Origin of the sequence: Pseudomonas sp. CVAP#3, assembly GCF_018986375.1 — a bacterium.
GTDB classification, from domain to species: Bacteria; Pseudomonadota; Gammaproteobacteria; order Pseudomonadales; family Pseudomonadaceae; genus Aquipseudomonas; species Aquipseudomonas helvetica.
The window spans coordinates 28,495-53,479 of sequence record NZ_JAHMSC010000027.1; the positions used below are offsets into that span (position 1 = coordinate 28,495).

General features: G+C 58.3%; 25 protein-coding genes and 1 pseudogene. 15 read left to right on the top strand and 11 right to left on the bottom strand.

The features are described from left to right. Window positions 1-39: 39 nt before the first annotated feature. On the bottom strand, window positions 40-1,356 hold the full coding sequence (locus KRR23_RS27570) for a nucleotide sugar dehydrogenase (RefSeq protein ID WP_216745008.1): 1,317 nt from the start codon (window positions 1,354-1,356) through the stop codon (window positions 40-42). Window positions 1,357-2,159: 803 nt separating this feature from the next. Continuing rightward, entirely contained in the window at window positions 2,160-2,939 is a 780-nt protein-coding gene (gene yaaA, locus KRR23_RS27575) for a peroxide stress protein YaaA (RefSeq protein ID WP_216745009.1), read from the bottom strand. 306 nt (window positions 2,940-3,245) lie between these two features. On the opposite strand from yaaA, the gene KRR23_RS27580 reads away from it, so the two are divergent. From KRR23_RS27580 to KRR23_RS27605, 6 genes are all read left to right on the top strand, one after another. Next, entirely contained in the window at window positions 3,246-4,370 is a 1,125-nt protein-coding gene (locus KRR23_RS27580) for a polysaccharide deacetylase family protein (RefSeq protein WP_216745010.1), read from the top strand. Between the two features lie 349 nt (window positions 4,371-4,719). Then, window positions 4,720-6,111: a PhoH family protein gene (locus tag KRR23_RS27585; protein ID WP_145019213.1), complete on the top strand. Its 1,392-nt coding sequence runs from the start codon at window positions 4,720-4,722 to the stop codon at window positions 6,109-6,111. A gap of 153 nt (window positions 6,112-6,264) precedes the next feature. Further along, window positions 6,265-6,738: a cyclic pyranopterin monophosphate synthase MoaC gene (gene moaC / locus KRR23_RS27590; protein ID WP_216745011.1), complete on the top strand. Its 474-nt coding sequence runs from the start codon at window positions 6,265-6,267 to the stop codon at window positions 6,736-6,738. Continuing rightward, window positions 6,735-6,977 (top strand): MoaD/ThiS family protein, encoded by a 243-nt coding sequence (locus KRR23_RS27595; protein WP_216745012.1) that lies wholly within the window; start codon window positions 6,735-6,737, stop codon window positions 6,975-6,977. Before moaC ends, KRR23_RS27595 begins: the two co-directional genes overlap by 4 nt. A 3-nt stretch (window positions 6,978-6,980) precedes the next feature. Beyond that, window positions 6,981-7,430 carry a molybdopterin synthase catalytic subunit MoaE gene (gene moaE, locus KRR23_RS27600; RefSeq protein ID WP_216745013.1) on the top strand — a complete coding sequence of 150 codons (450 nt, stop codon included), beginning with the start codon at window positions 6,981-6,983 and terminating at the stop codon, window positions 7,428-7,430. A 235-nt stretch (window positions 7,431-7,665) separates the two neighbouring features. Further along, window positions 7,666-8,442 (top strand): ABC transporter substrate-binding protein, encoded by a 777-nt coding sequence (locus tag KRR23_RS27605; protein WP_123585137.1) that lies wholly within the window; start codon window positions 7,666-7,668, stop codon window positions 8,440-8,442. Window positions 8,443-8,657: 215 nt separating this feature from the next. Here the strand turns inward: KRR23_RS27605 and KRR23_RS27610 are convergent, their stop codons facing one another. The 5 genes from KRR23_RS27610 to KRR23_RS27630 form a co-directional block, all read right to left on the bottom strand. Beyond that, window positions 8,658-9,284 carry a transcriptional regulator gene (locus KRR23_RS27610; RefSeq protein ID WP_019691959.1) on the bottom strand — a complete coding sequence of 209 codons (627 nt, stop codon included), beginning with the start codon at window positions 9,282-9,284 and terminating at the stop codon, window positions 8,658-8,660. Between the two features lie 89 nt (window positions 9,285-9,373). Then, window positions 9,374-10,501 carry an FAD-binding oxidoreductase gene (locus KRR23_RS27615; protein ID WP_216745014.1) on the bottom strand — a complete coding sequence of 376 codons (1,128 nt, stop codon included), beginning with the start codon at window positions 10,499-10,501 and terminating at the stop codon, window positions 9,374-9,376. 124 nt (window positions 10,502-10,625) lie between these two features. Further along, a complete protein-coding gene (locus KRR23_RS27620) occupies window positions 10,626-11,582 on the bottom strand; it encodes an ornithine cyclodeaminase family protein (protein ID WP_216745015.1) in 957 nt (318 codons plus the stop codon). Window positions 11,583-11,712: 130 nt separating this feature from the next. Beyond that, window positions 11,713-13,200, bottom strand: a complete 1,488-nt coding sequence (gene rhlB / locus KRR23_RS27625) for an ATP-dependent RNA helicase RhlB (RefSeq protein WP_216745016.1) — start codon at window positions 13,198-13,200, stop codon at window positions 11,713-11,715. Between the two features lie 96 nt (window positions 13,201-13,296). Beyond that, window positions 13,297-13,953, bottom strand: a complete 657-nt coding sequence (locus KRR23_RS27630) for an alpha/beta hydrolase (protein WP_216745017.1) — start codon at window positions 13,951-13,953, stop codon at window positions 13,297-13,299. 465 nt (window positions 13,954-14,418) lie between these two features. On the opposite strand from KRR23_RS27630, the gene KRR23_RS27635 reads away from it, so the two are divergent. From KRR23_RS27635 to KRR23_RS27650, 4 genes are all read left to right on the top strand, one after another. Then, window positions 14,419-15,450, top strand: coding sequence for an amino acid ABC transporter substrate-binding protein (locus KRR23_RS27635; RefSeq protein WP_216745018.1), 1,032 nt, complete (start codon window positions 14,419-14,421; stop codon window positions 15,448-15,450). 65 nt (window positions 15,451-15,515) lie between these two features. Then, window positions 15,516-16,697, top strand: a complete 1,182-nt coding sequence (locus KRR23_RS27640; RefSeq protein WP_216745019.1) for an amino acid ABC transporter permease — start codon at window positions 15,516-15,518, stop codon at window positions 16,695-16,697. 10 nt (window positions 16,698-16,707) lie between these two features. Next, window positions 16,708-17,805 carry an amino acid ABC transporter permease gene (locus tag KRR23_RS27645; RefSeq protein WP_216745020.1) on the top strand — a complete coding sequence of 366 codons (1,098 nt, stop codon included), beginning with the start codon at window positions 16,708-16,710 and terminating at the stop codon, window positions 17,803-17,805. Between the two features lie 11 nt (window positions 17,806-17,816). Then, entirely contained in the window at window positions 17,817-18,581 is a 765-nt protein-coding gene (locus tag KRR23_RS27650) for an amino acid ABC transporter ATP-binding protein (protein WP_010444394.1), read from the top strand. A gap of 57 nt (window positions 18,582-18,638) precedes the next feature. Here the strand turns inward: KRR23_RS27650 and KRR23_RS27655 are convergent, their stop codons facing one another. After that, on the bottom strand, window positions 18,639-19,121 hold the full coding sequence (locus KRR23_RS27655; RefSeq protein ID WP_216745021.1) for a type II toxin-antitoxin system MqsA family antitoxin: 483 nt from the start codon (window positions 19,119-19,121) through the stop codon (window positions 18,639-18,641). Then, window positions 19,118-19,192 (bottom strand): annotated as a pseudogene (locus KRR23_RS29230) (type II toxin-antitoxin system MqsR family toxin); the annotation flags it as partial. The pseudogene KRR23_RS29230 and the gene KRR23_RS27655, both read right to left, overlap by 4 nt. A gap of 328 nt (window positions 19,193-19,520) precedes the next feature. On the opposite strand from KRR23_RS29230, the gene KRR23_RS27660 reads away from it, so the two are divergent. The 5 genes from KRR23_RS27660 (at window position 19,521) to KRR23_RS27680 (ending at window position 23,454) form a co-directional block, all read left to right on the top strand. Further along, window positions 19,521-20,180, top strand: a complete 660-nt coding sequence (locus KRR23_RS27660) for a FadR/GntR family transcriptional regulator (protein WP_216745022.1) — start codon at window positions 19,521-19,523, stop codon at window positions 20,178-20,180. Further along, window positions 20,170-21,486, top strand: coding sequence for a CynX/NimT family MFS transporter (locus KRR23_RS27665; protein WP_216745023.1), 1,317 nt, complete (start codon window positions 20,170-20,172; stop codon window positions 21,484-21,486). The genes KRR23_RS27660 and KRR23_RS27665 overlap by 11 nt, the downstream gene beginning before the upstream one ends. A gap of 113 nt (window positions 21,487-21,599) precedes the next feature. Continuing rightward, window positions 21,600-22,070: a nuclear transport factor 2 family protein gene (locus KRR23_RS27670; RefSeq protein ID WP_145019156.1), complete on the top strand. Its 471-nt coding sequence runs from the start codon at window positions 21,600-21,602 to the stop codon at window positions 22,068-22,070. Window positions 22,071-22,109: 39 nt separating this feature from the next. Beyond that, window positions 22,110-22,430, top strand: coding sequence for a GIY-YIG nuclease family protein (locus KRR23_RS27675; RefSeq protein WP_216745024.1), 321 nt, complete (start codon window positions 22,110-22,112; stop codon window positions 22,428-22,430). 88 nt (window positions 22,431-22,518) lie between these two features. Continuing rightward, window positions 22,519-23,454, top strand: coding sequence for a glutathione S-transferase family protein (locus tag KRR23_RS27680; protein ID WP_216745025.1), 936 nt, complete (start codon window positions 22,519-22,521; stop codon window positions 23,452-23,454). 172 nt (window positions 23,455-23,626) lie between these two features. Here the strand turns inward: KRR23_RS27680 and KRR23_RS27685 are convergent, their stop codons facing one another. Together KRR23_RS27685 and yejK are read right to left on the bottom strand one after the other, a co-directional pair. After that, complete coding sequence (locus tag KRR23_RS27685; RefSeq protein WP_054593884.1) at window positions 23,627-23,977, bottom strand: glutaredoxin family protein; 351 nt, start codon at window positions 23,975-23,977, stop codon at window positions 23,627-23,629. Then, the gene (yejK, locus tag KRR23_RS27690) at window positions 23,977-24,981 is read right to left on the bottom strand and encodes a nucleoid-associated protein YejK (RefSeq protein ID WP_216745026.1); all 1,005 of its coding nucleotides are present in this window, start codon (window positions 24,979-24,981) and stop codon (window positions 23,977-23,979) included. Before yejK ends, KRR23_RS27685 begins: the two co-directional genes overlap by 1 nt. Window positions 24,982-24,985: the final 4 nt, after the last annotated feature.

A 24,985-nucleotide genomic window follows, 5' to 3' on the forward strand; every position in this document is an offset into this window, starting at 1 on the left:
GTAGGCGCTGGCAGAACCAGCGCCTACGGGGAACGGCGGTTACCAGCAGATGCCTTCGGTGCGGCCACTGACGCTGGTGGCTTTGGACATGAAGCCGACCAGGTCGACCACTTGCTTGCCGTGCGGCGCGGTCTCGGCCAGGGCGCGGAACTTCTCGTCGCGGTTGCCGAGGATGATCACGTCGGAGTTGTCGATCACCGAGTCGAAGTCCGAGTTGAGCAAGGACGAGACGTGAGGAATCTTCGACTCGATGTAATCCTTGTTCGCACCGTGGACGCGGGCGTATTCGACGTTGCTGTCGTAGATGCTCAGGTCGTAACCCTTGCCGATCAGCATTTCCGCCAGCTCCACCAGCGGGCTTTCACGCAGGTCATCGGTGCCGGCCTTAAAGCTCAAGCCGAGCAGGGCGACTTTGCGCTTGTCGTGGCTTTCAACGATGTCGAAGGCGTTCTGTACCTGGGATTCGTTACTGCGCATCAGCGAGTTGAGCAGCGGCGCTTCGATGTCCAGGGAGCTTGCGCGGTAGGTCAGGGCGCGCACGTCCTTCGGCAGGCACGAGCCGCCAAACGCGAAGCCTGGGCGCATGTAGTACTGGGACAGGTTGAGGGTCTTGTCTTGGCAGACCACTTCCATCACTTCGCGACCATCGACGCCGACCGCTTTGGCGATGTTGCCGATCTCGTTGGCGAAGGTCACTTTGGTGGCGTGCCAGACGTTGCAGGTGTACTTGATCATCTCGGCGACTTCGATGTCCTTGCGGATGATTGGCGCGTCGAGCTCTTCGTACAGCGATTGCAGAACGTCACCGCTGGCCTTGTCGAACTCGCCGATGACCGTCATCGGTGGCAGGTCGTAGTCCTTGATCGCGGTGCTTTCACGCAGGAACTCAGGGTTCACGGCAACGCCGAAGTCGACGCCGGCCTTTTTGCCCGAGCAGTCTTCGAGGATCGGAATCACCACGTTTTTCACGGTGCCCGGCAACACGGTGCTGCGGACCACGATGGTGTGGCGGGTGGTTTTGTCACGCAGGACAAAGCCGATCTCGCGGCACACCGATTCGATGTAGTTGAGTTCCAGATCGCCGTTCTTTTTGCTTGGCGTACCGACGCAGATCATCGACAGGTCGGTGTCGCGAATGGCTTCTGCGAAATTGGTGGTGCCGCGCAGACGACCGGTCTGAATGCCCTGGGTCAGCAGCTCGCCCAGACCCGGTTCAACGATCGGAGAACGACCTGCATTGATCAGGTCGATCTTGTCTTTGGAAATGTCCACGCCAACCACGTCGTGGCCTCGTGCAGACAGGCAACCGGCACAGACTGCGCCGACGTAACCCAAACCAAATATGCTGATGCGCATCGCAATTACCTCTGTATTGATCACGCCATTAAAGGCGCGAAGTTAATAGTGTTCAGCGGTCGAAGTGCACTCGGAAGTGTGGATGGCAGGCGCCACAATACCGTGTGCAGGCATACTCAATTCCGAGTGTCTAAATAAGTGCACTCAAGGTGTGCGGAACTTGGCCTGATAGTGAAGGCGTGCCCTGAACTGCAGCCGGCATTTCTTTTGAATACCGTGGTGCAAAAGGCTGGTGGTACTTGAAAGTTGGCATAAAGCCAGCAATATCAAGCACTCAGGTGCTCAGGTGAGCACGTTTACAGGGGGCAGCCTTGGCCTTGTAGGGGATAGTAATGGTGCGTTATCTCCTGTTATTGCAAATAAGTGGCCTGAAAGCAAAGTTGAATATGACAACTTGGCGATAGGGGCGGCACTCTGCGTAAGTTATCTCGTACACGCTCAGAGATAATCGTTACCGGTGGTATGAGCGGTGTATTTTCAGATAGTTCATGGCGGCTTATCCCGATTTTTGAATTTTCCTGAAATATTGCAAAAGATGGCACTGCTCTCATATTGATAGCACTTGCCGTTTCGACCTTTATTAATGGGGAGTTAATTAGCGTGAATAGTTTTTTGCCACTACGCTTGAAAAAAATTCGTGCCACTACTGAAAAAATTCACGTTTGTCGAGTGAAAGAAATTTCATAAATGGAATTGATGTGTTTTTGGCGCCATAAAAATGACGAATTAGGCGAGGGAGATGTAGGAGGAAACCATGTTTCGGCGCACGCACATTGATCAATGCCGTGCGCCATTGTGATGCGTTATTCGGGGGCGTGGTCGCGCAGGAAAACCAGGTTGTCGGGTTTCGACTGTTCGGCGCTGTAGCGGTAACCCTGCACGTCAAATTGCTTGAGCGCAGCCGGGTCGTTGATGCGTTCCTGGATCACGAAACGGCTCATCATCCCGCGAGCTTTCTTCGCGTAGAAGCTGATGATCTTGTACTGGCCGTTCTTCAGGTCCTTGAACTCGGTGTTGATGATCCGGGCGTTCAAGGCGCTGCGTTTGACCGCCGAGAAGTACTCGTTGGAGGCCAGGTTGAGCAGCACGTCATCGCCTTGCTCGGCCAGGGCTTCGTTCAGCCATTCGCTGATTTGCGTGCCCCAGAAGGCGTACAGATCCTTGCCGCGGGCATTGGCCAGTTTGGTGCCCATCTCCAGCCGATACGGCTGCATCAGGTCCAGCGGGCGCAGCAGGCCATAGAGGCCCGAGAGCATGCGCAAGTGCTGCTGGGCGTAGTCGAAATCGGCTTCGCTGAAGGTCTGGGCATCCATGCCGGTGTACACGTCACCCTTGAACGCCAGCAGCGCCTGCTTGGCATTGGCTGGCGTGAACGCCGGAGTCCAGCTGCCGAAGCGTGCAGCGTTGAGGCCGCCGATCTTGTCGGAGACGTGCATCAACTCGCTGATCTGTGCCGGGCTCAGCTCGCGCAATTGCAGGATCAGCTCCTGGGAATGGTCCAGGTATTGCGGTTGAGTGAAACGCTGGGTGGCCGGCGGTGTTTCGTAATCGAGGGTCTTGGCGGGGGAAATCACCATCAGCATGAAGTCGTCTCCTTTAATCGTGCGGGGGATTCTAGGGGGTTGTTCCGGTTGACTCCAGCTATCAAGGTCATAGGTGATCGGTGGTGTTGCGTCCTCTGTGGCGAGGGAGCTTGCTCCCGTTGGGCTGCGAAGCGGTCCTGAAGTTTGCAGCTTCATCATGTCAGGCAAATCGTGGTCGCTGGCTTTGCGACCGCTTCGCGATCGAGCGGGAGCAAGCTCCCTCGCCACATTGGGTACGCAGGTGCAGCAGGGAAGGTCACGAGATCAGCTATAGTGCCGCGCGGGTTTTGTTATGGAGACATCCCTTTGCGTATCGCTTTACTGTTTTGTGCCTGGTTGTTCAGCGTGAGTGCCTATGCCGCGCCCAATGACCTCGCCACCCTGGACCGCAGCACCTGGCCAGAGCAACTCGGCAGCCCGACCCTGTTCGATGTCGCTTCACGTGCGGAAATCCTCACCTTCGCCCGGGCCTTGCTCGCCAGTGAAGCGCTGGATGAAGCTGCTTTAAAGCAGCGCCTGGGGTTGCGGATGATCAACCTCGAGTCGATCAACACGCTGCGCGCGCGCATGTGGCAGCGCTTGCTTGCCAACTATAATTTTGCCCAGCAGAGCTGCGATCAGGATGCGTCCTTCTGTTTTCTGGTCGAAGACATGGACACCCTGCGCGAGCAGGCCGCCAAGTTCGAACTCGGCGAAGATTCCTATTACGCCCGATGGGCCGAGCCTAGCCGGCATTTTCACGAGCGCTATCTGGACGAACAATTGCGCAAGGCCGCGCTGTTTCCGCAGACCAGCAGCGAAGTCGAACTGTTCGGCGACTACGAGCGTAACGGCGATGAGCTCAACGATCGGCTGTTTGTGCTGAGTTTCGACAGCGCCGCCAACCTCGTGCCGGACAACACCGCGTGGCTGGCCGAGTACCTGCGCAAGGCGAACCTGAGCGGGACCTTCTTTGTGCTAGGCAGCGATATCCAGAACCGCTTGGCACAGCATTCGGTGGCCGAGCTGCAAACGTTGTACTCAAAGCAATGCATCGGCGTGCAGGGCTGGGAATTCCGCTCCCACAGCCATTGGCAGGATTGGCAGTATTCAGTGACTCGCAGCGTCGAACTGGTGAAGAGCAAACTGCCAGAGAACTTCGTGCCGTTGTTCCGCCCGCCGAATGGCCAGCGTCGTGCCGATGCGCAGGGTTTCTTCAAGGCTCAGGGGTTGCAGGTGGCGCTGTGGGATATCGATCCTGCAGACGTCAGTCGTCAGCTCACGGCTGAGCAGAGCGCGCAGCGGGTGCTGACATTGATGCTGTTGTGGCGCCACGGGGTGATCAATTTCAACGCCAAACAGGACGTGGTGAAAACGGCAATGCCCTGGCTGCTGATGCACACCGCGCAAAGCGGGATCGGCTGGGAAGATTGTCAGGAGGCTTTTCGCTGAAACGCGGAACCCAGTAAACAGTGGGGCAGTGGGAATTTCAGAAGGGATTTCGATACAGACGGACTTCCGACTTTAACGGTGCCGGCGCGGCGCGCCAAGGGCTTTTCGTCACTCTGAAAAATAAACTTCAAAAAAGCGTCAAAGTGCTTTTTTCTGTCATGGGTTTTGGAGTATTACGAAGACAGACCGCCGAAACCTGCAACACAGGTGGCGTCTTCCAAGACCCCGTGTGTGCAGTTCACTTGAGTCGTGCAGTTCATTTGCGTACGACAGGTGAATTCGGTGGCCACTTCGAGGCGCAGCACCGTCATGGTATTGCGTCGACTGGCTCCCACAAAGGTGACCGAGTATGGATGATCACGGACGTAGCCCCTCCAACCTGCCAATCCTTTATGTACTCGATACCAACGTATTGATCCACGATCCAAACGCGCTCCTGAACTTCGAAGAACACCACGTTGCCATCCCGATGACCGTCCTTGAAGAGCTGGACAAGCTCAAGAGCGGCCATCACAGCGTTGCGGCCGAATGTCGTCAGGCCATTCGGCTGATCGACAACACACTGGGCGACGCCTCTCCCGAAGACGTTGAACAGGGTGTGCCGATCCAGCGCGGAAAAAGCGGGCCCAAGGGTTTGCTGTCGATTCTGATGAGCAAGCGCACCGAGCCGAACATCGTTCTGCCCGAGCACCTGAACGACAACATCATCATCAACCAGTTGATCGACCTGCACGCGCGTGACAAGGATCTACGTGTGGTGCTGGTGACCAAAGACATCAACATGCGCCTCAAGGCCCGGGCTTGCGGGATCGCGGCCGAGGACTACAGCACCGACCAGTTGGTTGATGACGTGTCGTTGCTGCCCAATGGTTATCACAACATGACCGGCTCGTTCTGGGACCGTGTGAGCAAGGTCGAAACCCGTCAGGACCATGGGCGCACCTGGCATCAGGTACAGTTGATCGATAACCTGCCAGCCGTGCATATCAACGAGTTCATCATCGACGAACAGGGCTTTGTCGGCTGGATCAAGGAAATCCAGGTCGATAAGCTGCTGATCCTCGACCTGCATCAGGAACCCCTGTTGCACCAGGAAGCCTGGGGCCTGAAACCACGCGACATCTATCAGAGCCTGGCGCTGTACGCCTTGCTCGACCCGGATATTCACCTGGTCAACCTGTCGGGTGCTGCGGGTTCGGGTAAAACCATCCTGGCGCTGGCTGCGGCAATCGAGCAGACCATGGTCAGCAAACGCTACCGGCGCATCATCGCCACCCGTAGCGTGCAGGGGCTGGACCAGGAGATCGGTTTCCTGCCGGGCACCGAAGCGGAAAAAATGGAGCCTTGGCTGGGCGCCATCACCGACAACCTCGAAGCCTTGCACATGGATGACGAAAGCACCCATGGCAGCGTCGACTACATCCTCAGCAAAGTGCCGTTGCAGTTCAAATCCCTCAACTACATCCGGGGCCGCAGCTTCCAGCAAAGCCTGATCCTGATTGACGAATGCCAGAACCTCACCCCGCACCAGATGAAAACCATCATCACCCGTGCTGGCGCCGGTTCCAAAGTGGTGTGCCTGGGCAACCTGGCGCAGATCGACACCCCATACCTGTCCGCGACCAGCTCCGGGCTGACCTACCTGACTGAACGCTTCAAGGATTTCCCCAACGGTGTACACATCACCCTGCAAGGGGTGCCACGTTCGATTCTGGCCGAATACGCCGAATCGCATTTGTAAATGTCCCACCAAAACCGGGCGGCCCCAATGCCGCCCGGTTTTTTGTGCCCGACGAAAGTCCCCCGTAGGAGGTACGTCATTGGATCGACAATCAAACTCGCGAATATTTGACCCGCGGGTTTACAATCGGTGCTCCTGATCAGGAGTAACCCTGTGCTGACTCATCTCGATTCCCAAGGTCGCGCCAATATGGTCGACGTCACCGAAAAAGCTGTGACGTCTCGTGAAGCCACGGCCGAAGCGTTTGTGCGTATGCTCCCTGAAACCCTGCAAATGATCGTCAGCGGTGGTCACCCCAAAGGTGATGTATTCGCTGTGGCGCGCATCGCCGGTATTCAGGCGGCGAAGAAAACCTCCGATTTGATCCCGCTGTGCCATCCGCTGATGCTCACCAGCGTCAAGGTCGAGCTCAGTGCCGAAGGCCTCGATGCGGTGCGCATCGTCGCCCGCTGCAAACTGTCCGGGCAGACCGGGGTGGAAATGGAAGCACTGACCGCGGCCAGTGTCGCCGCATTGACGATCTACGACATGTGCAAGGCCGTGGACCGTGGCATGGTCATCGAAACCGTGCGCCTGCTGGAGAAGCTCGGCGGTAAGAGCGGGCACTATCAGGTGGCCGATCAATGAAGCTGACCGTGAAGTTTTTTGCCCGTTACCGCGAGGCACTGGGCGTCGATTCGTTGAGTGTCGAAGGCGATTTTGCCACGGTCGACGATGTGCGTTTGCTGTTGGCGCAACGCGAGGACGCCGAGGTACTGAGCGAGCAGAACCTGATGTGCGCGCGTAATGAAGACTTGTGCCAGCTCGACGAACCGCTCGTCGATGGCGATGAAGTGGCGTTTTTCCCCACCGTTACCGGAGGCTGATCCATGGCGATTCGCGTCCAGTCCACGGCGTTCGACCCTGGCGCTGAAGTCAATGCGATGCACGCGGCGAATGTCGGCGTAGGTGCGGTGGTGAGTTTTGTCGGTTATGTCCGCGACTTCAACGATGGGCTCGATGTGGCCGGGATGTTTCTTGAACACTACCCGGGCATGACCGAAAAGGCCCTCGGCAAGATTGTCATCGAGGCCGAGCAACGCTGGCCGTTGCTCAAACTGGAAGTGCTGCACCGCATCGGCGCATTGGAGCCGGGCGAGCCGATCGTCTTCGTCGGTGCGGCGAGTGCCCATCGCCAGGCGGCATTCGACGCCTGCGCTTTTGTCATGGACTACCTGAAAACCCGTGCACCGTTCTGGAAGAAGGAAAACACCAGCGACGGCCCGCGTTGGGTGGAAGGGCGCGACAGCGATCACGCAGCGGCGGATCGCTGGAAGTAGATGAGTCATGATCGTTCCTACGCTCCCGCGTGGGAACGCCGCCCAGGACGCTCCGCGTCCGCTTTTTCAACACCTCTCAAATCATTCAGTCGACCAATGGGCGAAATACACCTGCACGCCCGATTGACGGAAAATACATAAAAGTCCAGTATGGAATTATAAGTACAAAAAAGGCGTTGCCCGTTTCACTTTCTTCTGTCTTGCCAAACCAACAACAACCCGCGAGAAAACGAACATGAAGAAGCTCCCCCTGATCGGTGGCCTGGCCCTGAGCCTGTTGGCGTGCAGCAGTCTGTTTGCCGCCGAGAAAACCCTGCGCATCGGTATCGAAGCGGCGTATCCGCCGTTTGCCTCCAAGACTTCGGATGGAAAAATCACCGGTTTCGACTACGACATCGGCAACGCGTTGTGCGCGCAGATGAAGGTCAAGTGCGAGTGGGTCGAGGGCGAGTTCGATGGTTTGATTCCTTCGCTCAAGGTGAAGAAGATCGACGCCGCGCTGTCGTCCATGACCATTAACGAAGACCGTAAAAAGTCGGTGGACTTCACCCACAAGTACTACTTCACCTCATCGCGGCTGGTGATGAAAGACGGTGCGGTGGTTGATGACCAGTACGCAAGCCTCAAGGGCAAGACCATTGGTGTGCAACGGGCAACCACCACCGACCGTTACGCCACGGAAGTCTTCGAGCCCAAGGGCATCAAGGTGGCGCGCTACGGCAACAATGAAGAGATCTACATGGACCTGGCGGCCGGGCGTCTGGATGCCATTTTCGCCGATACCATTCCGCTGAGCGACTTCCTGTCGATGCCGCGTGGCAAGGGCTACGCCTTTGTCGGGCCGGAGCTCAAGGACCCGAAATATGTGGGTGAGGGCGCCGGGATTGCGGTGCGCAAGGGCAACACCGAATTGGTTAGCCAGCTGAACAATGCCATCGATGGGATTCGCGCCAATGGCGAATACCAGAAGATTGAAGCCAAGTACTTCAAGTCGGATATCTACGGCGACTGATCAGTCTTCACAGATCTAGTGTGGGAGCGGGCTTGCTCGCGAAGGCGGTCTGACAGTCAACACCAATGTTGAATGTTATGGCCTCTTCGCGAGCAAGCCCGCTCCCACATTTGATCTCTACAAGACACAGATTTTGTGATCGATACAGAACTAGTGTGGGAGCGAGCTTGCTCGCGATGAGGCCCTATCAGCCAACACACCTCTCAGGTCAGGTTTCAGCCTTTCAACTCTTTCAAGTGCTTGTACACCGTCGCCCGTCCCATGTTCAGCACATTGGCCACATAGTTGGAGGCGCTTTTACCCTTGAAGGCCCCTTCGGCGTGCAACGCCAGCACCAGCTCGCGTTTGTGCTCGCGAGTCAGCATATTCAGACCCAATTGCCGCTCTCGCAGCCAGTTATGCAGGAAGGTGTTGATGCGCTCCTGCCAGTCGTCGCGAAACAGCGCGTCAGGTTGCGGGATCAACTTGCTCGGTGAGAGAAACAGATCCAGCGCGGCCTTGGCGTTTTCAAACAGCGAAATATTCAGGTTGATGCACAGCACGGCAATCGGACGCCCTTCACTGTCGCGCAGCACGCTGCTGAGGCTGCGGATCTTTTGCCCATCCCAATTGAGCTTTTCGTACGGACCGATATTCCGCTCGCTGATTTCTTCGCTGAGCATGTCTTCCAGTGCGGCATCGTCACCGACTTCACGTTTGGACAGGTTGTTGGCGATGTAGTCGATTTTCTGCGTGCGCAGGTCGTGCAGCACCACCTCGGCGTGGGGGAAAAACAGCGTGGCAATGGCGTCGGCGATCGCCCGGTAGTTATCCAGTGCGGGATCTTGAAGAGGTGGGGTCATGGGTGTTGCTCCAGGCAATCAGCGCCCTGTAGAAAAAGGGCGCTGGGAGTTTGCCGTAATCGAGGGCAGACGTCACCCCGCAGGCAGGTTCAGCCAAGGCGGGAAGGGGAGAGCATCGCGGCGCTGAGGCCAAAGCGGCAGAGTTGTTCCGGCAAGGCTTCGCCACGAACCAACGCGGCACTGGCCTGGCCCATGGCGGGCGAGGTTTGAATGCCGTAACCGCCCTGCGCGGCCACCCAGAACAGCCCTGGCACGTGTGGGTCGAAGCCACTGATCAGGTCGCCGTCACCGACAAAACTGCGCAAACCCGCCCAAGTGCGGGTCGGTCGGCGGATGCTCAGGGTGGTGGCTTCTTCGATCTGGTAAATGCCCATGGCGATGTCCAGCTCTTCGGGCTGCACGTCATGCGGCTCGACCGGGTCGGCATTGGCCGGCGAACCGAGGAACATTCCGGCATCGGGCTTCATGTAGAACGATTCGTCGAGGCTGACCAGCATCGGCCAGTCGTGGATATCCACCCCTTCGGGGCCGGCGAAGATGAAGGCTGCGCGACGTTTGGGGACCAGGCCCAGAGGTTTGGCGCCGGCCATCTCACCGAGTTGGTCGGCCCAGGCGCCGGCCGCATTGATAATGATCGGTGCGCTGAAAGTCTGCTGGGCGGTTTTCACGTGCCAGAGATTGTCGGCATCGCGCGTCAGGCTCAGGACTTCGCTGTCGGTGTGCACTTCGCCCTGGTTGCGGCGGATGCCGCGCAGGTAGCCTTGATGCAGGGCATCGGTGTCGATGTCCGTGGCGGTAGGGTCGTAGATCGCTCCGTGAACCTTCTCGCGACGCAGGATCGGGATGCGGGCACAGGCTTCTTCGGCGCTGAGCAGTTGCATCTGCGGCACGGTCGCCTTGGCGCTCAGGTACTGATTGTTCAACTCGTCCGGGTCGCCAGTGAAGTCGACCGTCATCTCGCCACGCGGGGTCAGCAGCGGGTGTTCGCAGAAACCGGCAGGCGGCGCATCGAAGAAGTCCCGGCTGGCCTGGGTCAGTGCGCGCACTTGCGGCGTACCGTAAGCGGCGGAGTACAAAGCGGCCGAACGCCCGGTGGAGTGATAGGCCGGGTGGGTTTCGCGTTCGAGCACGATGACCCGACCGTGTTGCGACAGCCAAAAACCGCTGGAAGCACCGGCAATACCACCGCCGATGATGATGAAGTCTGCCTGGGTCATAAACGTCTCCTGTGGGGGGCTGTAGGAGCAAGGCTTGCCCGCGATAGCATCGCCGCAGGTTTATGACAAACCGCGGCGTCTGCATCGCGGGCACGGGCTAGGCGCCCCCCCTGCTCCTACGGATTTAGGCCGGTTGTTTTTGTAGATGATAAAGGGCATTGGCCAGAGCGATGTCTTCCAGACCCAGACCGATGGAACGGAAGAACACATGGCGATCATAAGCCGGACGTGGCGTCTGTTCGCTCAGCAGTTCGGCCAGGTCGCCCGCGATCGCACTCTTGTCCCAGCCATGTTGTTCACTGGCGATCAGCATTTCGCCGGCGGAATCCGGAGTGGTCAGGCGATAGTCACAATAGACCTGCATTTCACTCAGCGTTGCAGGCGGCACCTCGTGAGCACGCACTGCGTTGGTGCTGATGGAGGTAATCAGTGTCGGTTTGCCCAAGGTCCGTGGGTCGATCACAGGCCCCGCAGACGAGGTGCAGAGCATGATCACGTCGGCGTCCTGGATCGCGGCTTCGCGGCTATCGAACACCTTCAGGCGCGTGTCGATGGCTGTCAGTTGTGCGAGCAATTGCGGATCCCGGCTCGCCAGGTTCGGCGAATAGAGGCTGATGCTTTGCCATTCCCGCACGCTCCTCGCGTAATGCAGGTGAGCCTGGGCAACCGGGCCGCTGCCGATGATTGCCAGGCGCGTGGCGTTCGGCGGGGCAAGGGCATCAATGGCGACGGCAGTGGTTGCGGCAGTGCGCGCGGTGGTCAGTTCACCAGCATCGCAGAGCAACAGCGGCTGGCCGGTTTGCATCGACATCAGCAGCGTCCAGGCAGTCACCAGCGGACCTTCCTGACGCACGATGTAGGGCGAGGTTTTAACGCCGTACACACCGTCCTCGGCCAACACCCCGAGGTAATTGATGAAGTCTCCGGCACTTTGCGGAAACTCCACCAACTGCTGGGCCGGTTGCACGGCCTGACCCGCGGCCAGATCGCGGAACAGTTTGCGCAGGATCTTCGGCACGTCGACTTGATCAAGCAGTTCGCGGGCCTGGGGTTTGGCGATCACATAAGGTGTGCTGGGCATGCGGATGCTCCGTGGATTCGCAAGTAAACTAATTTGTCCATTGTGGACTTATTGTTCTGTTTGGCAATGTCCAGGCGTAAAAAAAAGCGCAGTCCGTTTCCGGCTGCGCCTCTTTTGTTACAACACGACCTTACGGGCGTTTGCGCTCTACAGGGCGCAGCAGATGGGTCGGCGGGGTTTCGCAACTGATCTTGCGACCCAGCAACGCCTCAATGGACGGTAGCTGATAGGAGTCGTCTTCACCGGCAAAGCTGATGGACACGCCCTCGGCGCCAGCACGACCGGTACGGCCGATGCGGTGTACGTAATCGTCTGGCACTTCCGGCAGGGTAAAGTTGATCACGTGGCTAATACCGTCGATGTGAATCCCGCGACCGGCGACATCGGTGGCCACTAGCACGCGGATCTTGCCTTCGCGGAATCCTTCAAGGGTCTTGATGCGCTTGTGCTGCGGAACGTCCCCCGACAGTTGGGCCGCGTTGACGCCGTCACGCACCAGGCGTTCTTCGATGCGCCGCACTTCATCCTTGCGGTTGGCGAAGACCATCACCCGTTCCCAGCCGTTGTCGGTGATCAGGTTGTAGAGCAGCTTGTATTTATCGGCGCCGGCAACGGCGTAGATGTGCTGTTCGACGTTTTCGCTGGCAACGTTCTCGGATTCGATTTCAACGATGGACGGGTCGGTGGTCCATTGCTTGGCAAGGTTCATCACGTCTTCGGTGAAGGTGGCGGAGAACAGCAGAGTCTGACGTTCGCTTTTCGGTGGGGTCTGGCGAATGATCTGACGCACTTGTGGGATGAAACCCATGTCGAGCATCCGGTCGGCTTCGTCGAGCACCATCACTTCGATCATATCCAGGTGCACATCGCCGCGCTGGTTGAAGTCCAGCAGGCGGCCCGGGGTCGCGACGAGGATGTCGCAGTGGCGGGCTTCGAGGTGCTTGAGTTGCTTGTCGAAGTCCATGCCGCCAACGAAGGTCATGACGTTGAGACCGGTGTACTTGGTCAGGTCGGCCGCATCCTTGGCGATCTGCACCACCAGTTCACGGGTCGGTGCGATGATCAGCGCCCGCGGCTCGCCCATGTAGCGCTCTTTTGGCGGCGGGGTTTGCAGCAGCTGGGTGATGATCGAGATCAGGAATGCGGCGGTTTTGCCGGTGCCGGTCTGGGCGCGACCGATGGCGTCTTTGCCTGCCAGGGTAAAACCCAATACTTGCGCCTGGATCGGTGTGCAGTACGGGAAACCCAGGTCCTGGATGGCGTGCATCAGTTCCGGGGCCAACTTGAAATCATGGAAACGGGTTTTGCCTTCCTGGGGCTCTACGACGAAATCTTCGAGTTTCCAGGCGACTACGGGCGGTTTCGGCGCACGTTCGCGGCGCGGTTGCGCAGGTTTTGGCGTCTCGCTGCGCGGTTGCTGTGTAACAGGTTCGGCAACAGACTCGGTGGCCGGAGTGTTCGCGGGCGTATGTTTCGGTGCCGCGACAGCTGCGGTCCGGCCAGGCTGATGACCGTCGGTGCGGCTGCTGGGTGTGTGGGAAGGTGCGCTGGAGCTGGGCGCGAGCTGCTCAGCCTCGCTTTTACCGAACATTTTCTTGAGTGCTTTGAGCACGGTCATCTCATCAATTGGTTAAGGAATGTACGCCGGCCAGTGTAATGCAAGAAACCGGCGCGGCGTAGTGTGTTGCTCATACAGCTACAGGAAGTTTCTGTATTAGCGCAAGCGATCCGCGAGCCAGGCGCCAATATCACGAATTTCTTCGGGTAACACTTCGTGACCCATTGGGTATTCCTGCCATGTCGCGGTGACACCACGGGTCTTCAAATGCTCGTACGCACTGCGTCCCATGGCGTTCTGCACGACATCGTCGTATTGGCCATGCAGGCACAGCACCGGGATCCGCTGTTGGCTGGCTGAAAGCTCCAGTTCATCGCTGAATGTTGGCGCATAGGTAGAGAGGGCAAGTACGCCACCCAGCGGTCCCTGCCATTTCAGGAAAGCGCTGTGCAGCACGACGGCGCCGCCTTGGGAAAACCCTGCAAGAAATATCCGCGAGGCGTCTATTCCGCTGGCTCGCTGCTCTTCGATCAGCGTTATGACGGTTTGGGCCGACACCTCCAGCTCTTCGTGATTGATGCTTCGGGCGGGGCTCATGGCCTTGATGTCGTACCAGCTTGGCATCTCGTAACCACCGTTGATGGTCACTGCGCGGGTCGGCGCCTGGGGCAGGACGAAGCGGGTGGTCAATAGGCTTTCCTGCAGGGCTTCGGCCACCGGCAAGAAATCATAGCGGTCGGCGCCCAGGCCGTGCAGCCATATAACGCAGGCATCGACAGGCTTGCTGGGCTGAAGAATCAAGGGCTCGGTCATGGTTGCTCCATTGTGGTGCGCGTACTCCCGTGCGGTGCGAGAAGATGGGGCGCGACTGGTTTATTGGTTAATAAAATGTCGTGAATCTATAAGTTTTTCTATTGAACTCTGGCTGAAACGCTTAAGCCGCAACTGTGGTACGGGCCTTGCTATGGGGAAGACGAGTGATTGCTCTCAGCCACGGCGGTAACACTATCAGTCACTGTCGGCTGTGGGATAGCAAGAATCCGGTGATGGATGTTCGCCAGTGGCCGTTACGGGCTTCGCGAACGTAAAAGGGCTACAGCCCGTTCGGCCGATTGGTGAGAAGTGAGTTTTCCATTATGTGGATTTTCTCCTACTAGACTCATAGCTATGGTCTTACGCCGCTTGACCCAAAGAAATGCCAACACGGGTTAACAGCGCCTCATAAGGGTGCGGCAGGACTCAAGCTCCGACACAACAAGAGCAAAACTGGAGGTTTGAATGAAGATGTTGAAATCCACCCTGGCAGTCGTGACTGCGGCTGCAGTACTCGGTGTCAGTGGGTTCGCTCAGGCGGGTGCAACCCTGGATGCGGTACAGAAGAAAGGCTTTGTGCAATGTGGCGTGAGCGACGGTTTGCCAGGTTTTTCGGTTCCGGACTCCACCGGCAAGATCGTCGGTATCGATGCTGATTACTGCCGCGCCGTTGCCGCTGCCGTATTCGGCGACGCGACCAAGGTGAAATTCAGCCAGTTGAATGCCAAGGAGCGTTTCACCGCGCTTCAATCCGGCGAAATCGACATGCTGTCGCGTAACTCCACCATGACCAGTTCCCGTGACGCGGGCATGGGCCTGAAGTTTCCTGGCTTCATTACTTATTACGACGGCGTAGGCTTCCTGGCCAACAGCAAGCTGGGCGTGAAAAGTGCCAAGGAACTGGATGGTGCGACCATCTGTATTCAAGCCGGTACCACCACCGAGCTGAACGTGTCCGACTACTTCCGTGCCAACGGCCTGAAGTACACCCCGATTACTTTCGACACCTCCGATGAAAGCGCCAAGTCGCTGGAATCCGGTCGTTGCGATGTGCTGACCTCCGACAAGTCCCAGTTGTATGCACAACGCAGCAAACTGGCTTCGCCTAAAGATTATGTGGTACTGCCAGAAACCATTTCCAAAGAGCCTCTGGGGCCAGTCGTGCGTAACGGCGACGATGAGTGGCTGGCGATCGTTCGTTGGGTTGGCTACGCCATGCTCAACGCCGAAGAGGCCGGTATCACCTCGAAAAACGTCGAAACAGAAGCCAAGTCGACCAAGAACCCGGACGTCGCCCGTCTGCTGGGCTCTGACGGTGAGTACGGCAAGGATCTGAAGCTGCCGAAAGACTGGGTGGTGAAAATCGTCAAGCAGGTCGGTAACTACGGCGAAGTCTTCGAGAAAAACCTCGGCAAGAGCACTCCGCTGGAAATCGACCGTGGCCTGAACGCGCTGTGGACCAACGGCGGCATTCAATACGCACCACCAGTGCGCTGATGGTTCTATCACCCGGTGGGCCAACCACCGGGTGATGTTCTGTTCCATTATTTCTGGGGCACTTCATGCAAAATTCAATCGGCGCACCAAAGCAGAGGCTCAGCCTCAGCGATCCGCGAGTGCGTGCGTGGCTGTTTCAGATCATCACGGTTATCGCGGTGATCTCGATGGGTTGGTACCTGTTCAACAACACTCAAACCAACTTGCAACACCGGGGCATTACCTCCGGTTTCAGCTTTTTGGAGCGCAGCGCCGGGTTCGGCATCGCGCAACACCTGATCGACTACACCGAATCGGACAGCTATGCCCGGGTGTTTGTCATCGGCTTGCTCAACACCTTGCTGGTGACCGTTATCGGCGTGATCCTGGCGACGATTCTGGGGTTCATCGTTGGCGTGGCACGGCTGTCGAAGAACTGGATCATCAACAAGCTGGCAACAGTTTACGTTGAGACTTTCCGTAACATTCCGCCGCTGCTGCAAATCCTGTTCTGGTACTTCGCGGTGTTCCTGACCATGCCAGGGCCACGCAATAGCCATAACTTCGCCGACACCTTCTTTGTCAGCAGCCGTGGCCTGAACATGCCGGCCGCGCAGATGGCCAGCGGGTTCTGGGCGTTTGTGATCAGCGTCGTGGTGGCAATCGTCGCCATCGTGCTGATGTGCCGTTGGGCCAACAAGCGTTTTGAAGCGACCGGCGTACCGTTCCATAAGTTCTGGGTCGGTCTGGCGCTGTTTCTGCTGATTCCAGCCTTGTGCGCGCTGATCTTCGGGGCGCCACTGCATTGGGAAATGCCGAAGCTGCAAGGCTTCAACTTTGTCGGTGGCTGGGTGCTGATTCCGGAACTGCTGGCCCTGACCCTGGCCCTGACGGTGTACACCGCGGCGTTCATCGCCGAGATCGTGCGTTCCGGGATCAACTCGGTCAGCCATGGTCAGACCGAAGCGGCACGTTCGCTGGGGCTGCGCAACGGCCCAACGCTGCGCAAGGTCATCATCCCGCAAGCCCTGCGGGTGATCATTCCGCCGCTGACCAGCCAATACCTGAACCTGGCGAAGAACTCCTCGCTGGCCGCCGGTATCGGTTATCCGGAAATGGTTTCGTTGTTTGCCGGCACGGTGCTGAACCAGACCGGGCAAGCGATCGAAGTTATTGCCATCACCATGAGCGTGTACCTGGCGATCAGTATCAGCATTTCCCTGCTGATGAACTGGTACAACAAGCGCATTGCGCTGATCGAGCGGTGAGGAAACGCGCATGACGACTCATATTTTCAAACCTGACATGCCACCGCCAGGCACCAGAATCGGTATCTTGGCGTGGATGCGCGAGCACATGTTTTCCAGTTGGATCAACACGCTGCTCACGCTGTTCGCGTTCTACCTGATTTATCTGGTGGTGCCGCCGATCCTGCACTGGGCGATTCTGGATGCCAACTGGGTGGGCACCACGCGCGCCGACTGCACCAAGGAAGGCGCTTGCTGGGTGTTCATTCAACAGCGTTTCGGCCAGTTCATGTACGGGTATTACCCGCCCGAACTGCGCTGGCGCGTCGACCTGACCGTGTTGCTGGCGATCGTCGGCGTGGCGCCGTTGTTCATCTCGCGCTTCCCGCGTAAAGCGGTGTACGGGCTGAGCTTTCTGGTGCTTTATCCAATCGTTGCCTACATCCTGCTGCACGGTGACATTCTTGGCCTGACCAACGTAGCGACCAGTCAATGGGGCGGCCTGATGCTGACCCTGGTGATCGCCACTGTCGGTATTGTCGGTGCGTTGCCGCTGGGGATCATGCTGGCGCTGGGCCGTCGCTCGAACATGCCGGCGATTCGCGTGGTCTGTGTGACCTTCATCGAGTTCTGGCGCGGCGTGCCGTTGATCACGGTGCTGTTCATGTCCTCGGTGATGCTGCCGTTGTTCCTGCCTGAAGGCATGAACTTCGACAAGTTGCTGCGGGCCTTGATCGGGGTGATCCTGTTCCAGTCGGCCTACGTGGCCGAAGTGGTGCGCGGTGGTCTGCAAGCAATTCCCAAAGGTCAGTACGAAGCCGCAGCAGCGATGGGCCTCGGTTACTGGCGCAGCATGGGCCTGGTGATTCTGCCGCAAGCCCTGAAGCTGGTGATTCCGGGTATCGTCAACACCTTCATTGCGCTGTTCAAGGACACGAGCCTGGTGATCATCATCGGCCTGTTCGACTTGCTCAACAGCGTCAAGCAAGCCGCCGCCGACCCGAAATGGCTGGGCATGGCCACTGAAGGCTATGTATTCGCGGCCCTGGTGTTCTGGATTTTCTGTTTTGGTATGTCCCGCTATTCCATGCATTTGGAACGCAAGCTGGACACAGGCCACAAGCGTTAGGAGCGTAGTTTATGAGTGAAGCGATCAAACAGCCTGTGAGCCCTGAAGGCATTATTCAGATGCAGGGCGTGAACAAGTGGTACGGCCAGTTCCACGTGCTGAAAGACATCAACCTGAACGTCAAGCAAGGCGAGCGTATCGTTCTGTGCGGGCCGTCCGGTTCGGGCAAGTCGACCACCATTCGCTGTCTCAACCGTCTGGAAGAGCACCAGCAGGGCCGCATCGTGGTCGATGGCGTGGAATTGACCAACGACCTGAAACAGATCGAGGCGATTCGTCGCGAAGTCGGCATGGTGTTCCAGCACTTCAACCTGTTCCCGCACTTGACCATCCTGCAGAACTGCACGCTGGCACCGATGTGGGTGCGCAAGATGCCCAAGCGCAAGGCGGAAGAAATTGCCATGCATTACCTGGAGCGCGTACGCATTCCAGAGCAGGCGCACAAGTTTCCGGGGCAACTGTCCGGCGGTCAGCAGCAGCGTGTGGCGATTGCTCGCGCGCTGTGCATGAAGCCTAAAATCATGCTGTTCGACGAACCGACTTCGGCACTCGACCCAGAGATGGTGAAAGAGGTTCTGGACACCATGATCGGCCTGGCCGAAGACGGCATGACCATGCTCTGCGTGACCCACGAAATGGGCTTTGCCCGGACCGTGGCCAACCGCGTGATCTTCATGGACAAGGGCGAAATCGTCGAACAGGCTGCGCCGAACGACTTCTTCGACAACCCGCAGAACGAACGCACCAAGCTGTTCCTGAGCCAGATCCTGCATTGATGCCGGGCTGACTCGCAAAAACAAACCCGGCCTCGTGCCGGGTTTGTTTTTTTTCGATCAGGAAACCGTGAGGGTTTCGAGCTCCTTGTGCACGGTATGCTTGAAGCCCCTCAAGTCCGCTCCTTCACCCAGTGATTTCGCATCGGCGAGCAAATACGGATAGCGATCAAGCAGGCGCATCAGCAGCATCAATGGCTTGGGCGGGAGTATTTCTCCACGCTCGTAACGGGAAAACGCGTTGTGTCCACCGCCGGACAACAATTGCACGGCTTCTTTTTGCGACAGATGCAGTTTGCGGCGGATACGCTTCATCTCGACGCCAATCATCTGCCTTGCTGCCATGACCAGTTCGTCACCCGCAGCCGAATGACGCTCTGAACAACCGGGATCGAACTCGACTTCGCCGCATATCTGACATTCCCAGCCAGACAGATCATCTACGCGGCGCTCCATTCCTTTGACGCTCATGGTTTCGCCGCGACCTTCGAAATGTCGCATTCCTTCCTGGGCTCCACAGCTGAAACACTGCTGGGTTTTCATTGGGATTTCTCCTTGAAGGAGATTACTGGTGGGCCACCGCCGGTGCGATATGTCACTTTGATGTAAATCTCCAGGAAACCTGTGGCGAGGGAGCTTGCTCCCGCTCGACTGCGAAGCAGTCGTGTTCTTTGTAGCAAAGATATGCCTGATGAGGTGTGGCGGCAGTTTTTGGGGGCGCTTCGCACCCCAGCGGGAGCAAGCTCCCTCGCCACAGGGGTGTGCTCTTTTCCATAAGAAACCACGAACCCTGTCCCTAAAATTACCCTTAAAGGGTAATTTTGACTAATCGAAAATCCCGCTCCTTTTCCAGCTTTGTAACCCTAGCCCGTTGCCCTCTCGGACGAAGCTGACTAACATGTCAGAAAATTCATCCTATGATTGGATGAAAGGGCGAATTCAATGACAGACACATCCCCACTGGTGAAGCGTTCTCTGGTCGATCAGGCCCTTGAACAGTTGCGCCTGCGCATCAACAACGGCACCTGGTCAGTCGGCCAACGCCTGCCCACCGAACCTGAACTGGCGACCGAGCTGGGTATCAGCCGCAACACCGTGCGCGAAGCCATGCGGGTGTTGGCGTTTTCCGGCTTGATCGAGATCCGGCAGGGCGACGGCAGTTACCTGCGGGCGGTCGCCGACCCGCTCGACACGATGAAAGCCTTGTCCCGTTGTTCCCACGAACAGGCCCGGGAAACCCGGCACATCCTCGAGGTCGAGGCCATCGGTCTGGCGGCGTTGCGTCGTACCGATGAAGACCTCATCGCACTGCGTGAAGCCCTGGGTGTCAGCGGCAGTCACTACCACGGCGATCTCGATAGCTACATTGCCTGCGACCTGGTGTTCCACCGGCGTTTGGTGGACGCCGCGCATAACCCGACGCTGAGCGAGTTGTATCGCTATTTCTCCAGCATCATCGGCGCGCAACTGCGTCAGACCCTCAACATCACTCCCAGACGTCAGGAGGTGTTCGATCTGCATATCGAACTGCTCGATGCCGTCGAGCAGCGCGATCCGGAACGGGCCAAAGCCATTTCCAGGCAGTTGATCAATGAACCCTGAAACCGAGAACCTCATGTCCAGCCAGCAGGCGAATACCAGCAGCACGACCCAACTCAAACGCACGGCTGAGCTCGAGGAGCTATTGATCGATGCCGAGGCCGATGACGAACAGGTCCAGCAAAGTCATCCGGTTTTACGTCGCCCGTGGTTGTTGTTGCTGGGGCTGATTCTGGTGGCGCTGAACCTGCGCCCGGCGCTGTCGAGCATGGCGCCGCTGCTCAGCGATGTGTCGAAAAGTCTCGGGCTATCGGCGGCCCAGGCCGGTTTGCTGACCACCTTGCCGGTGCTTTGCCTTGGGCTGTTCGCGCCGCTGGCACCGCTGCTGGCGCGACGGTTTGGCGCCGAACGAGTGGTATTGGGGATTTTGCTGGCGCTGGCTGGCGGGATCATTCTGCGCAGTTCGTTCGGTGAGATCGGACTGTTCGCCGGCAGCATTCTGGCCGGCGCGAGCATTGGCGTAATCGGTGTGCTGCTGCCGGGCATCGTCAAACGTGATTTTGCCAAACACGCGGGCACCATGACCGGCGTTTACACCATGGCCCTGTGCCTTGGCGCGGCCATGGCGGCGGGTGCGACGGTGCCCTTGAGCCAGCATTTCGACGAAAGCTGGGCGCTCGGCCTGGGCTTCTGGGTAATTCCGGCGCTGGTCGCGGCGATGTTCTGGTTGCCGCAAGTTGGCCAGAAACACGGAGCGCACAATGTGGCGTATCGGGTGCGCGGTCTGCTGCGTGATCCACTGGCCTGGCAAGTGACCCTGTACATGGGCCTGCAATCTTCGCTGGCCTACATCGTCTTCGGCTGGTTGCCGTCGATCCTGATCGGCCGCGGCCTGACACCGACCCAGGCCGGACTGGTGCTGTCCGGTTCGGTAATCATCCAGTTGGCCAGTTCGCTGGCTGCGCCATGGCTGGCGACTCGCGGCAAAGATCAGCGGCTGGCGATCGTCGTCGTCATGCTCCTGACCCTCGGCGGTCTGTTCGGCTGCCTCTATGCACCGATCGAAGGCCTGTGGGGCTGGGCGATTCTGCTCGGATTGGGGCAGGGCGGTACGTTCAGCCTGGCGCTGACCCTGATCGTGCTGCGTTCGCGCGATGCTCATGTGGCGGCCAACCTGTCGAGCATGGCCCAGGGATTCGGTTATACGTTGGCCTCCATGGGCCCGTTCGCAGTCGGTCTGGTACATGACTGGACAGGCGGCTGGACCGCGCTGGGCTGGATCTTCGGGGTTATTGGCCTCGGCGCGATCATCGCCGGTCTCGGTGCCGGACGTTCGCTGTACGTTCAGATCGAAAGCGAACGCGTTTGAAGCCTGCGCAGTGCCGATATTCCTGATGCGAATGTCGGTAGTTTTCCCGGCATTGGCAGACTATCGTGCAGGGATCTTTCGAAGCCATTTTTGCCAATGCAGGGAGCCTGCCCATGAGTGATGCCAACCGCGCCTTGATCACCCAGTTCTATCAAGCCTTCCAGCGGCTGGATGCCGAAGCCATGAGCGCCTGCTACACCGAAGACGTGGTGTTCAGTGATCCGGCGTTCGGCGAACTGCGTGGACGCGATGCCGGCGATATGTGGCGCATGCTCACGACTCGCGCCAAAGACTTTTCCCTGACCTTCGATAACGTCCGCGCCGACGAGCGTACGGGCGGCGCACATTGGGTGGCGACCTACCTGTTCAGCCAGACCGGCAACACGGTGGTCAACGACATTCAGGCACGATTTGTTTTCCGTGATGGCAAGATCTGCGAGCACCACGACCATTTCGATTTGTGGCGCTGGTCGCGTCAGGCATTGGGTTTCAAAGGTCTGTTGCTGGGCTGGACACCGTTGGTGAGCAATGCCGTTCGCGCGCAGGCCTTGAAAGGGCTGAGGGCATTTCAGGCCAGTCGCTGATAAGATCGCGGCTTGTTTCCTACAAGCCTTGATCGTCACGTGAACACCCTGAGCGAAGTCTCCGTCAGCGACCCCGCAACCCCACCCGCGCAGAGCAAGCACTGGTTCGTCTATCTGGTTCGTGCGGCCAACGGTTCGCTGTACTGCGGGATCAGTGACGACCCTGTCCGGCGTTTTGCCACTCATCAAAGCGGCAAAGGTGCGCGTTTCTTCCTCTCAAGCCCGGCTGTTGCATTGGTGTACACCGAAGCCTGCCGCGATAAAAGCGAAGCACTGCGTCAGGAACGCCTGATCAAAAAACTCAAGAAAAGCGCCAAGGAATGCCTGGTGGCGAGCGCTGCCGCGGGCTTATCAATCTGACTGATAAGTGCCCATCAGGCAGATGGGTAGGCCGCTAATCGATTGCGCGCTAAGCTGCTGATTCCTAATACCAGCGACGGGTTCCAGCATGTCAGATCTGATTCTTCACCATTACCCGACTTCCCCGTTTGCAGAAAAAACCCGGCTGTTGCTCGGTTTCAAAGGCTTGTCCTGGCGTTCGGTGATGATCCCGCGAGTGATGCCAAAACCTGATTTGACCGCACTGACCGGTGGTTACCGCAAGACCCCGGTGTTGCAGATTGGTGCCGATATCTACTGCGACACAGCGTTGATTGCCCGCCGTCTGGAACAGGAAAAGGCTTCGCCTGCATTGTTCCCGGAAGGTCGGGAGATGATCACTGCGAGCTTCGCCGCCTGGGCTGATTCGGTGGTGTTTCAGCATGCGGTGAGCCTGGTGTTCCAGCCAGAATCGGTGGCGGTGCGTTTTGCCAAGTTGTCTCCAGAAGCGATCAAGGCTTTTGTCGCTGACCGTGCCGGGTTGTTCAGCGGTGGCAGCGCTACGCGGTTGTCGGCCGAGCAGGCCAGGCATCAATGGCCGACGATCATGGCGCGGCTTGAGCAGCAATTGCAGCGCGAGGACGGTGACTACCTGTTTGGTGAGCCTTCGATTGCCGACTTCGCCATGGCTCACCCGTTGTGGTTCCTCAAGGACACACCGGTGACGGCACCGTTGGTCGATGTTTATCCGGCGGTGTCGGCATGGCTGGTTCGGGTCATGGGCTTCGGGCATGGTGCATTCAGCGAAATGACCTCTGAAGAGGCGCTGGAGGTTTCGCGTCATTCAACACCAGCGGCCTTGCCGGATGAACAATTCGATGAGCCCAACGGCTTCAAGGTCGGCCAGCAAGTGGTGGTCGCCGCGGTTGACTATGGCGTTGATCCGGTCGCGGGCGAATTGCTGTTTGCAGGACGCGAAGAGTTGATCCTGCGTCGCGAAGATGAGCGGGGCGGGCTGGTGCATGTGCACTTCCCGCGGTTTGGCTTTCGCATCGAGGCACGCTGACAGTTGTTGAGCCGGGCGCGGGCATTTGTGGCGAGGGAACTTGCTCCCGTCGGCCGGTCCGCGTTCGGGCGAAGCAGTCGTAGAAACGGTGTTCGCGTTGTGCCTGACAGAACCGGTTTACCTGTTTGCGAGCGCTGCGCACTCGAGCGGGAGCAAGCTCCCTCGCCACAGGTTATTTCAGGGCCGTGAGGATCGCCTCAGGCTCATAACCGCGGATCAATGTGCCGTTCACGTCCAGCATCGGAATTCCGCGTCCACCCAGCGCTTCATAAGTTTTGCGTGCTTCGGCATCTTTCTCGATGTCGAATTCGCGGTAAGGAATGCCTTTCTGGTCGAGAAAGCGCCGGGTCAGTTTGCAGTAACCGCACCAGTCGGTGGCGTAGAGCACGACCCTGGCGTTGGCCTGGGTCTGCTCGGACACTACTTGCGAAGGATTGAACACCCGCTCGATCTTGCCCCAGTTCTGGTAGGCCACAACCACCAGCAGGATCAGCAGGAATTTCTTCAGTACACCGTTAAGCATCAGTTGCGGCGCTTCAGTTGATCGGTCAGCTGGGTCGGCAGGCCCTTGATGATCAGCGTGCCGGCTTCTTCGTCGTATTCGATCTTCGAGCCCAGCAGGTGCGCTTCAAAGCTGATGGACAGGCCTTCGGCACGACCGGTGAAGCGGCGGAACTGATTCAGGGTGCGTTTGTCTGCCGGGATCTCTGGCGACAGGCCGTAATCCTTGTTGCGGATGTGATCGTAGAAAGCTTTCGGGCGTTCTTCGTCGATCAGCTCAGACAACTCTTCGAGGCCCATCGGTTCGCCGAGTTTTGCCTGGCTGCTGGCGTAGTCGACCAGGGTCTTGGTCTTCTCGCGGGCGGACTCTTCCGGCAGGTCCTCGCTTTCGACGAAATCACTGAACGCCTTGAGCAGGGTACGGGTTTCGCCCGGACCGTCGACGCCTTCCTGGCAGCCGATGAAGTCGCGGAAATACTCCGAAACCTTCTTGCCGTTCTTGCCCTTGATGAACGAAATGTACTGCTTGGACTGCTTGTTGTTCTGCCACTCGGACACGTTGATCCGCGCTGCCAGGTGCAACTGGCCAAGATCCAGGTGGCGGGACGGTGTCACGTCGAGCTGGTCAGTCACTGCCACGCCTTCGCTGTGGTGCAGCAGGGCGATAGCCAGGTAGTCGGTCATGCCTTGCTGATAGTGCGCAAACAGCACGTGGCCGCCGGTCGACAGGTTGGATTCTTCCATCAACTTTTGCAGGTGTTCCACTGCAACGCGGCTGAACGCCGTGAAGTCACGGCCAGAGTCGAGGTACTCCTTCAGCCAGCCGCTGAACGGATGCGCGCCGGACTCGGCATGGAACAATCCCCAGGCCTTGCCTTGTTTGGCGTTATAGCTTTCGTTGAGGTCGGCGAGCATGTTCTCGATGGCCGTGGACTCTGCCAGTTCCGAGTCGCGGGCGTGGAGAACTGCAGGAGTGCCGTCGGGTTTTTTGTCGATCAGGTGGACGATGCAATGACGGATCGGCATGGGC

Coding starts and splice junctions, on each gene's coding strand:
- moaE (WP_216745013.1), top strand. CDS start 6,981: ATGGCGATTCGCGTCCAGTCCACGGCGTTCGACCCTGGCGCTGAAGTC.
- KRR23_RS27685 (WP_054593884.1), bottom strand. CDS start 23,977: ATGCTTAACGGTGTACTGAAGAAATTCCTGCTGATCCTGCTGGTGGTT.
- yejK (WP_216745026.1), bottom strand. CDS start 24,981: ATGCCGATCCGTCATTGCATCGTCCACCTGATCGACAAAAAACCCGAC.
- KRR23_RS27645 (WP_216745020.1), top strand. CDS start 16,708: ATGACGACTCATATTTTCAAACCTGACATGCCACCGCCAGGCACCAGA.
- KRR23_RS27605 (WP_123585137.1), top strand. CDS start 7,666: ATGAAGAAGCTCCCCCTGATCGGTGGCCTGGCCCTGAGCCTGTTGGCG.
- KRR23_RS27635 (WP_216745018.1), top strand. CDS start 14,419: ATGAAGATGTTGAAATCCACCCTGGCAGTCGTGACTGCGGCTGCAGTA.
- rhlB (WP_216745016.1), bottom strand. CDS start 13,200: ATGACCGTGCTCAAAGCACTCAAGAAAATGTTCGGTAAAAGCGAGGCT.
- KRR23_RS27665 (WP_216745023.1), top strand. CDS start 20,170: ATGAACCCTGAAACCGAGAACCTCATGTCCAGCCAGCAGGCGAATACC.
- KRR23_RS27595 (WP_216745012.1), top strand. CDS start 6,735: ATGAAGCTGACCGTGAAGTTTTTTGCCCGTTACCGCGAGGCACTGGGC.
- KRR23_RS27570 (WP_216745008.1), bottom strand. CDS start 1,356: ATGCGCATCAGCATATTTGGTTTGGGTTACGTCGGCGCAGTCTGTGCC.
- KRR23_RS27655 (WP_216745021.1), bottom strand. CDS start 19,121: ATGAAAACCCAGCAGTGTTTCAGCTGTGGAGCCCAGGAAGGAATGCGA.
- KRR23_RS27585 (WP_145019213.1), top strand. CDS start 4,720: ATGGATGATCACGGACGTAGCCCCTCCAACCTGCCAATCCTTTATGTA.
- KRR23_RS27630 (WP_216745017.1), bottom strand. CDS start 13,953: ATGACCGAGCCCTTGATTCTTCAGCCCAGCAAGCCTGTCGATGCCTGC.
- yaaA (WP_216745009.1), bottom strand. CDS start 2,939: ATGCTGATGGTGATTTCCCCCGCCAAGACCCTCGATTACGAAACACCG.
- KRR23_RS27610 (WP_019691959.1), bottom strand. CDS start 9,284: ATGACCCCACCTCTTCAAGATCCCGCACTGGATAACTACCGGGCGATC.
- KRR23_RS27660 (WP_216745022.1), top strand. CDS start 19,521: ATGACAGACACATCCCCACTGGTGAAGCGTTCTCTGGTCGATCAGGCC.
- KRR23_RS27650 (WP_010444394.1), top strand. CDS start 17,817: ATGAGTGAAGCGATCAAACAGCCTGTGAGCCCTGAAGGCATTATTCAG.
- KRR23_RS27680 (WP_216745025.1), top strand. CDS start 22,519: ATGTCAGATCTGATTCTTCACCATTACCCGACTTCCCCGTTTGCAGAA.
- KRR23_RS27620 (WP_216745015.1), bottom strand. CDS start 11,582: ATGCCCAGCACACCTTATGTGATCGCCAAACCCCAGGCCCGCGAACTG.
- KRR23_RS27615 (WP_216745014.1), bottom strand. CDS start 10,501: ATGACCCAGGCAGACTTCATCATCATCGGCGGTGGTATTGCCGGTGCT.
- KRR23_RS27670 (WP_145019156.1), top strand. CDS start 21,600: ATGAGTGATGCCAACCGCGCCTTGATCACCCAGTTCTATCAAGCCTTC.
- KRR23_RS27640 (WP_216745019.1), top strand. CDS start 15,516: ATGCAAAATTCAATCGGCGCACCAAAGCAGAGGCTCAGCCTCAGCGAT.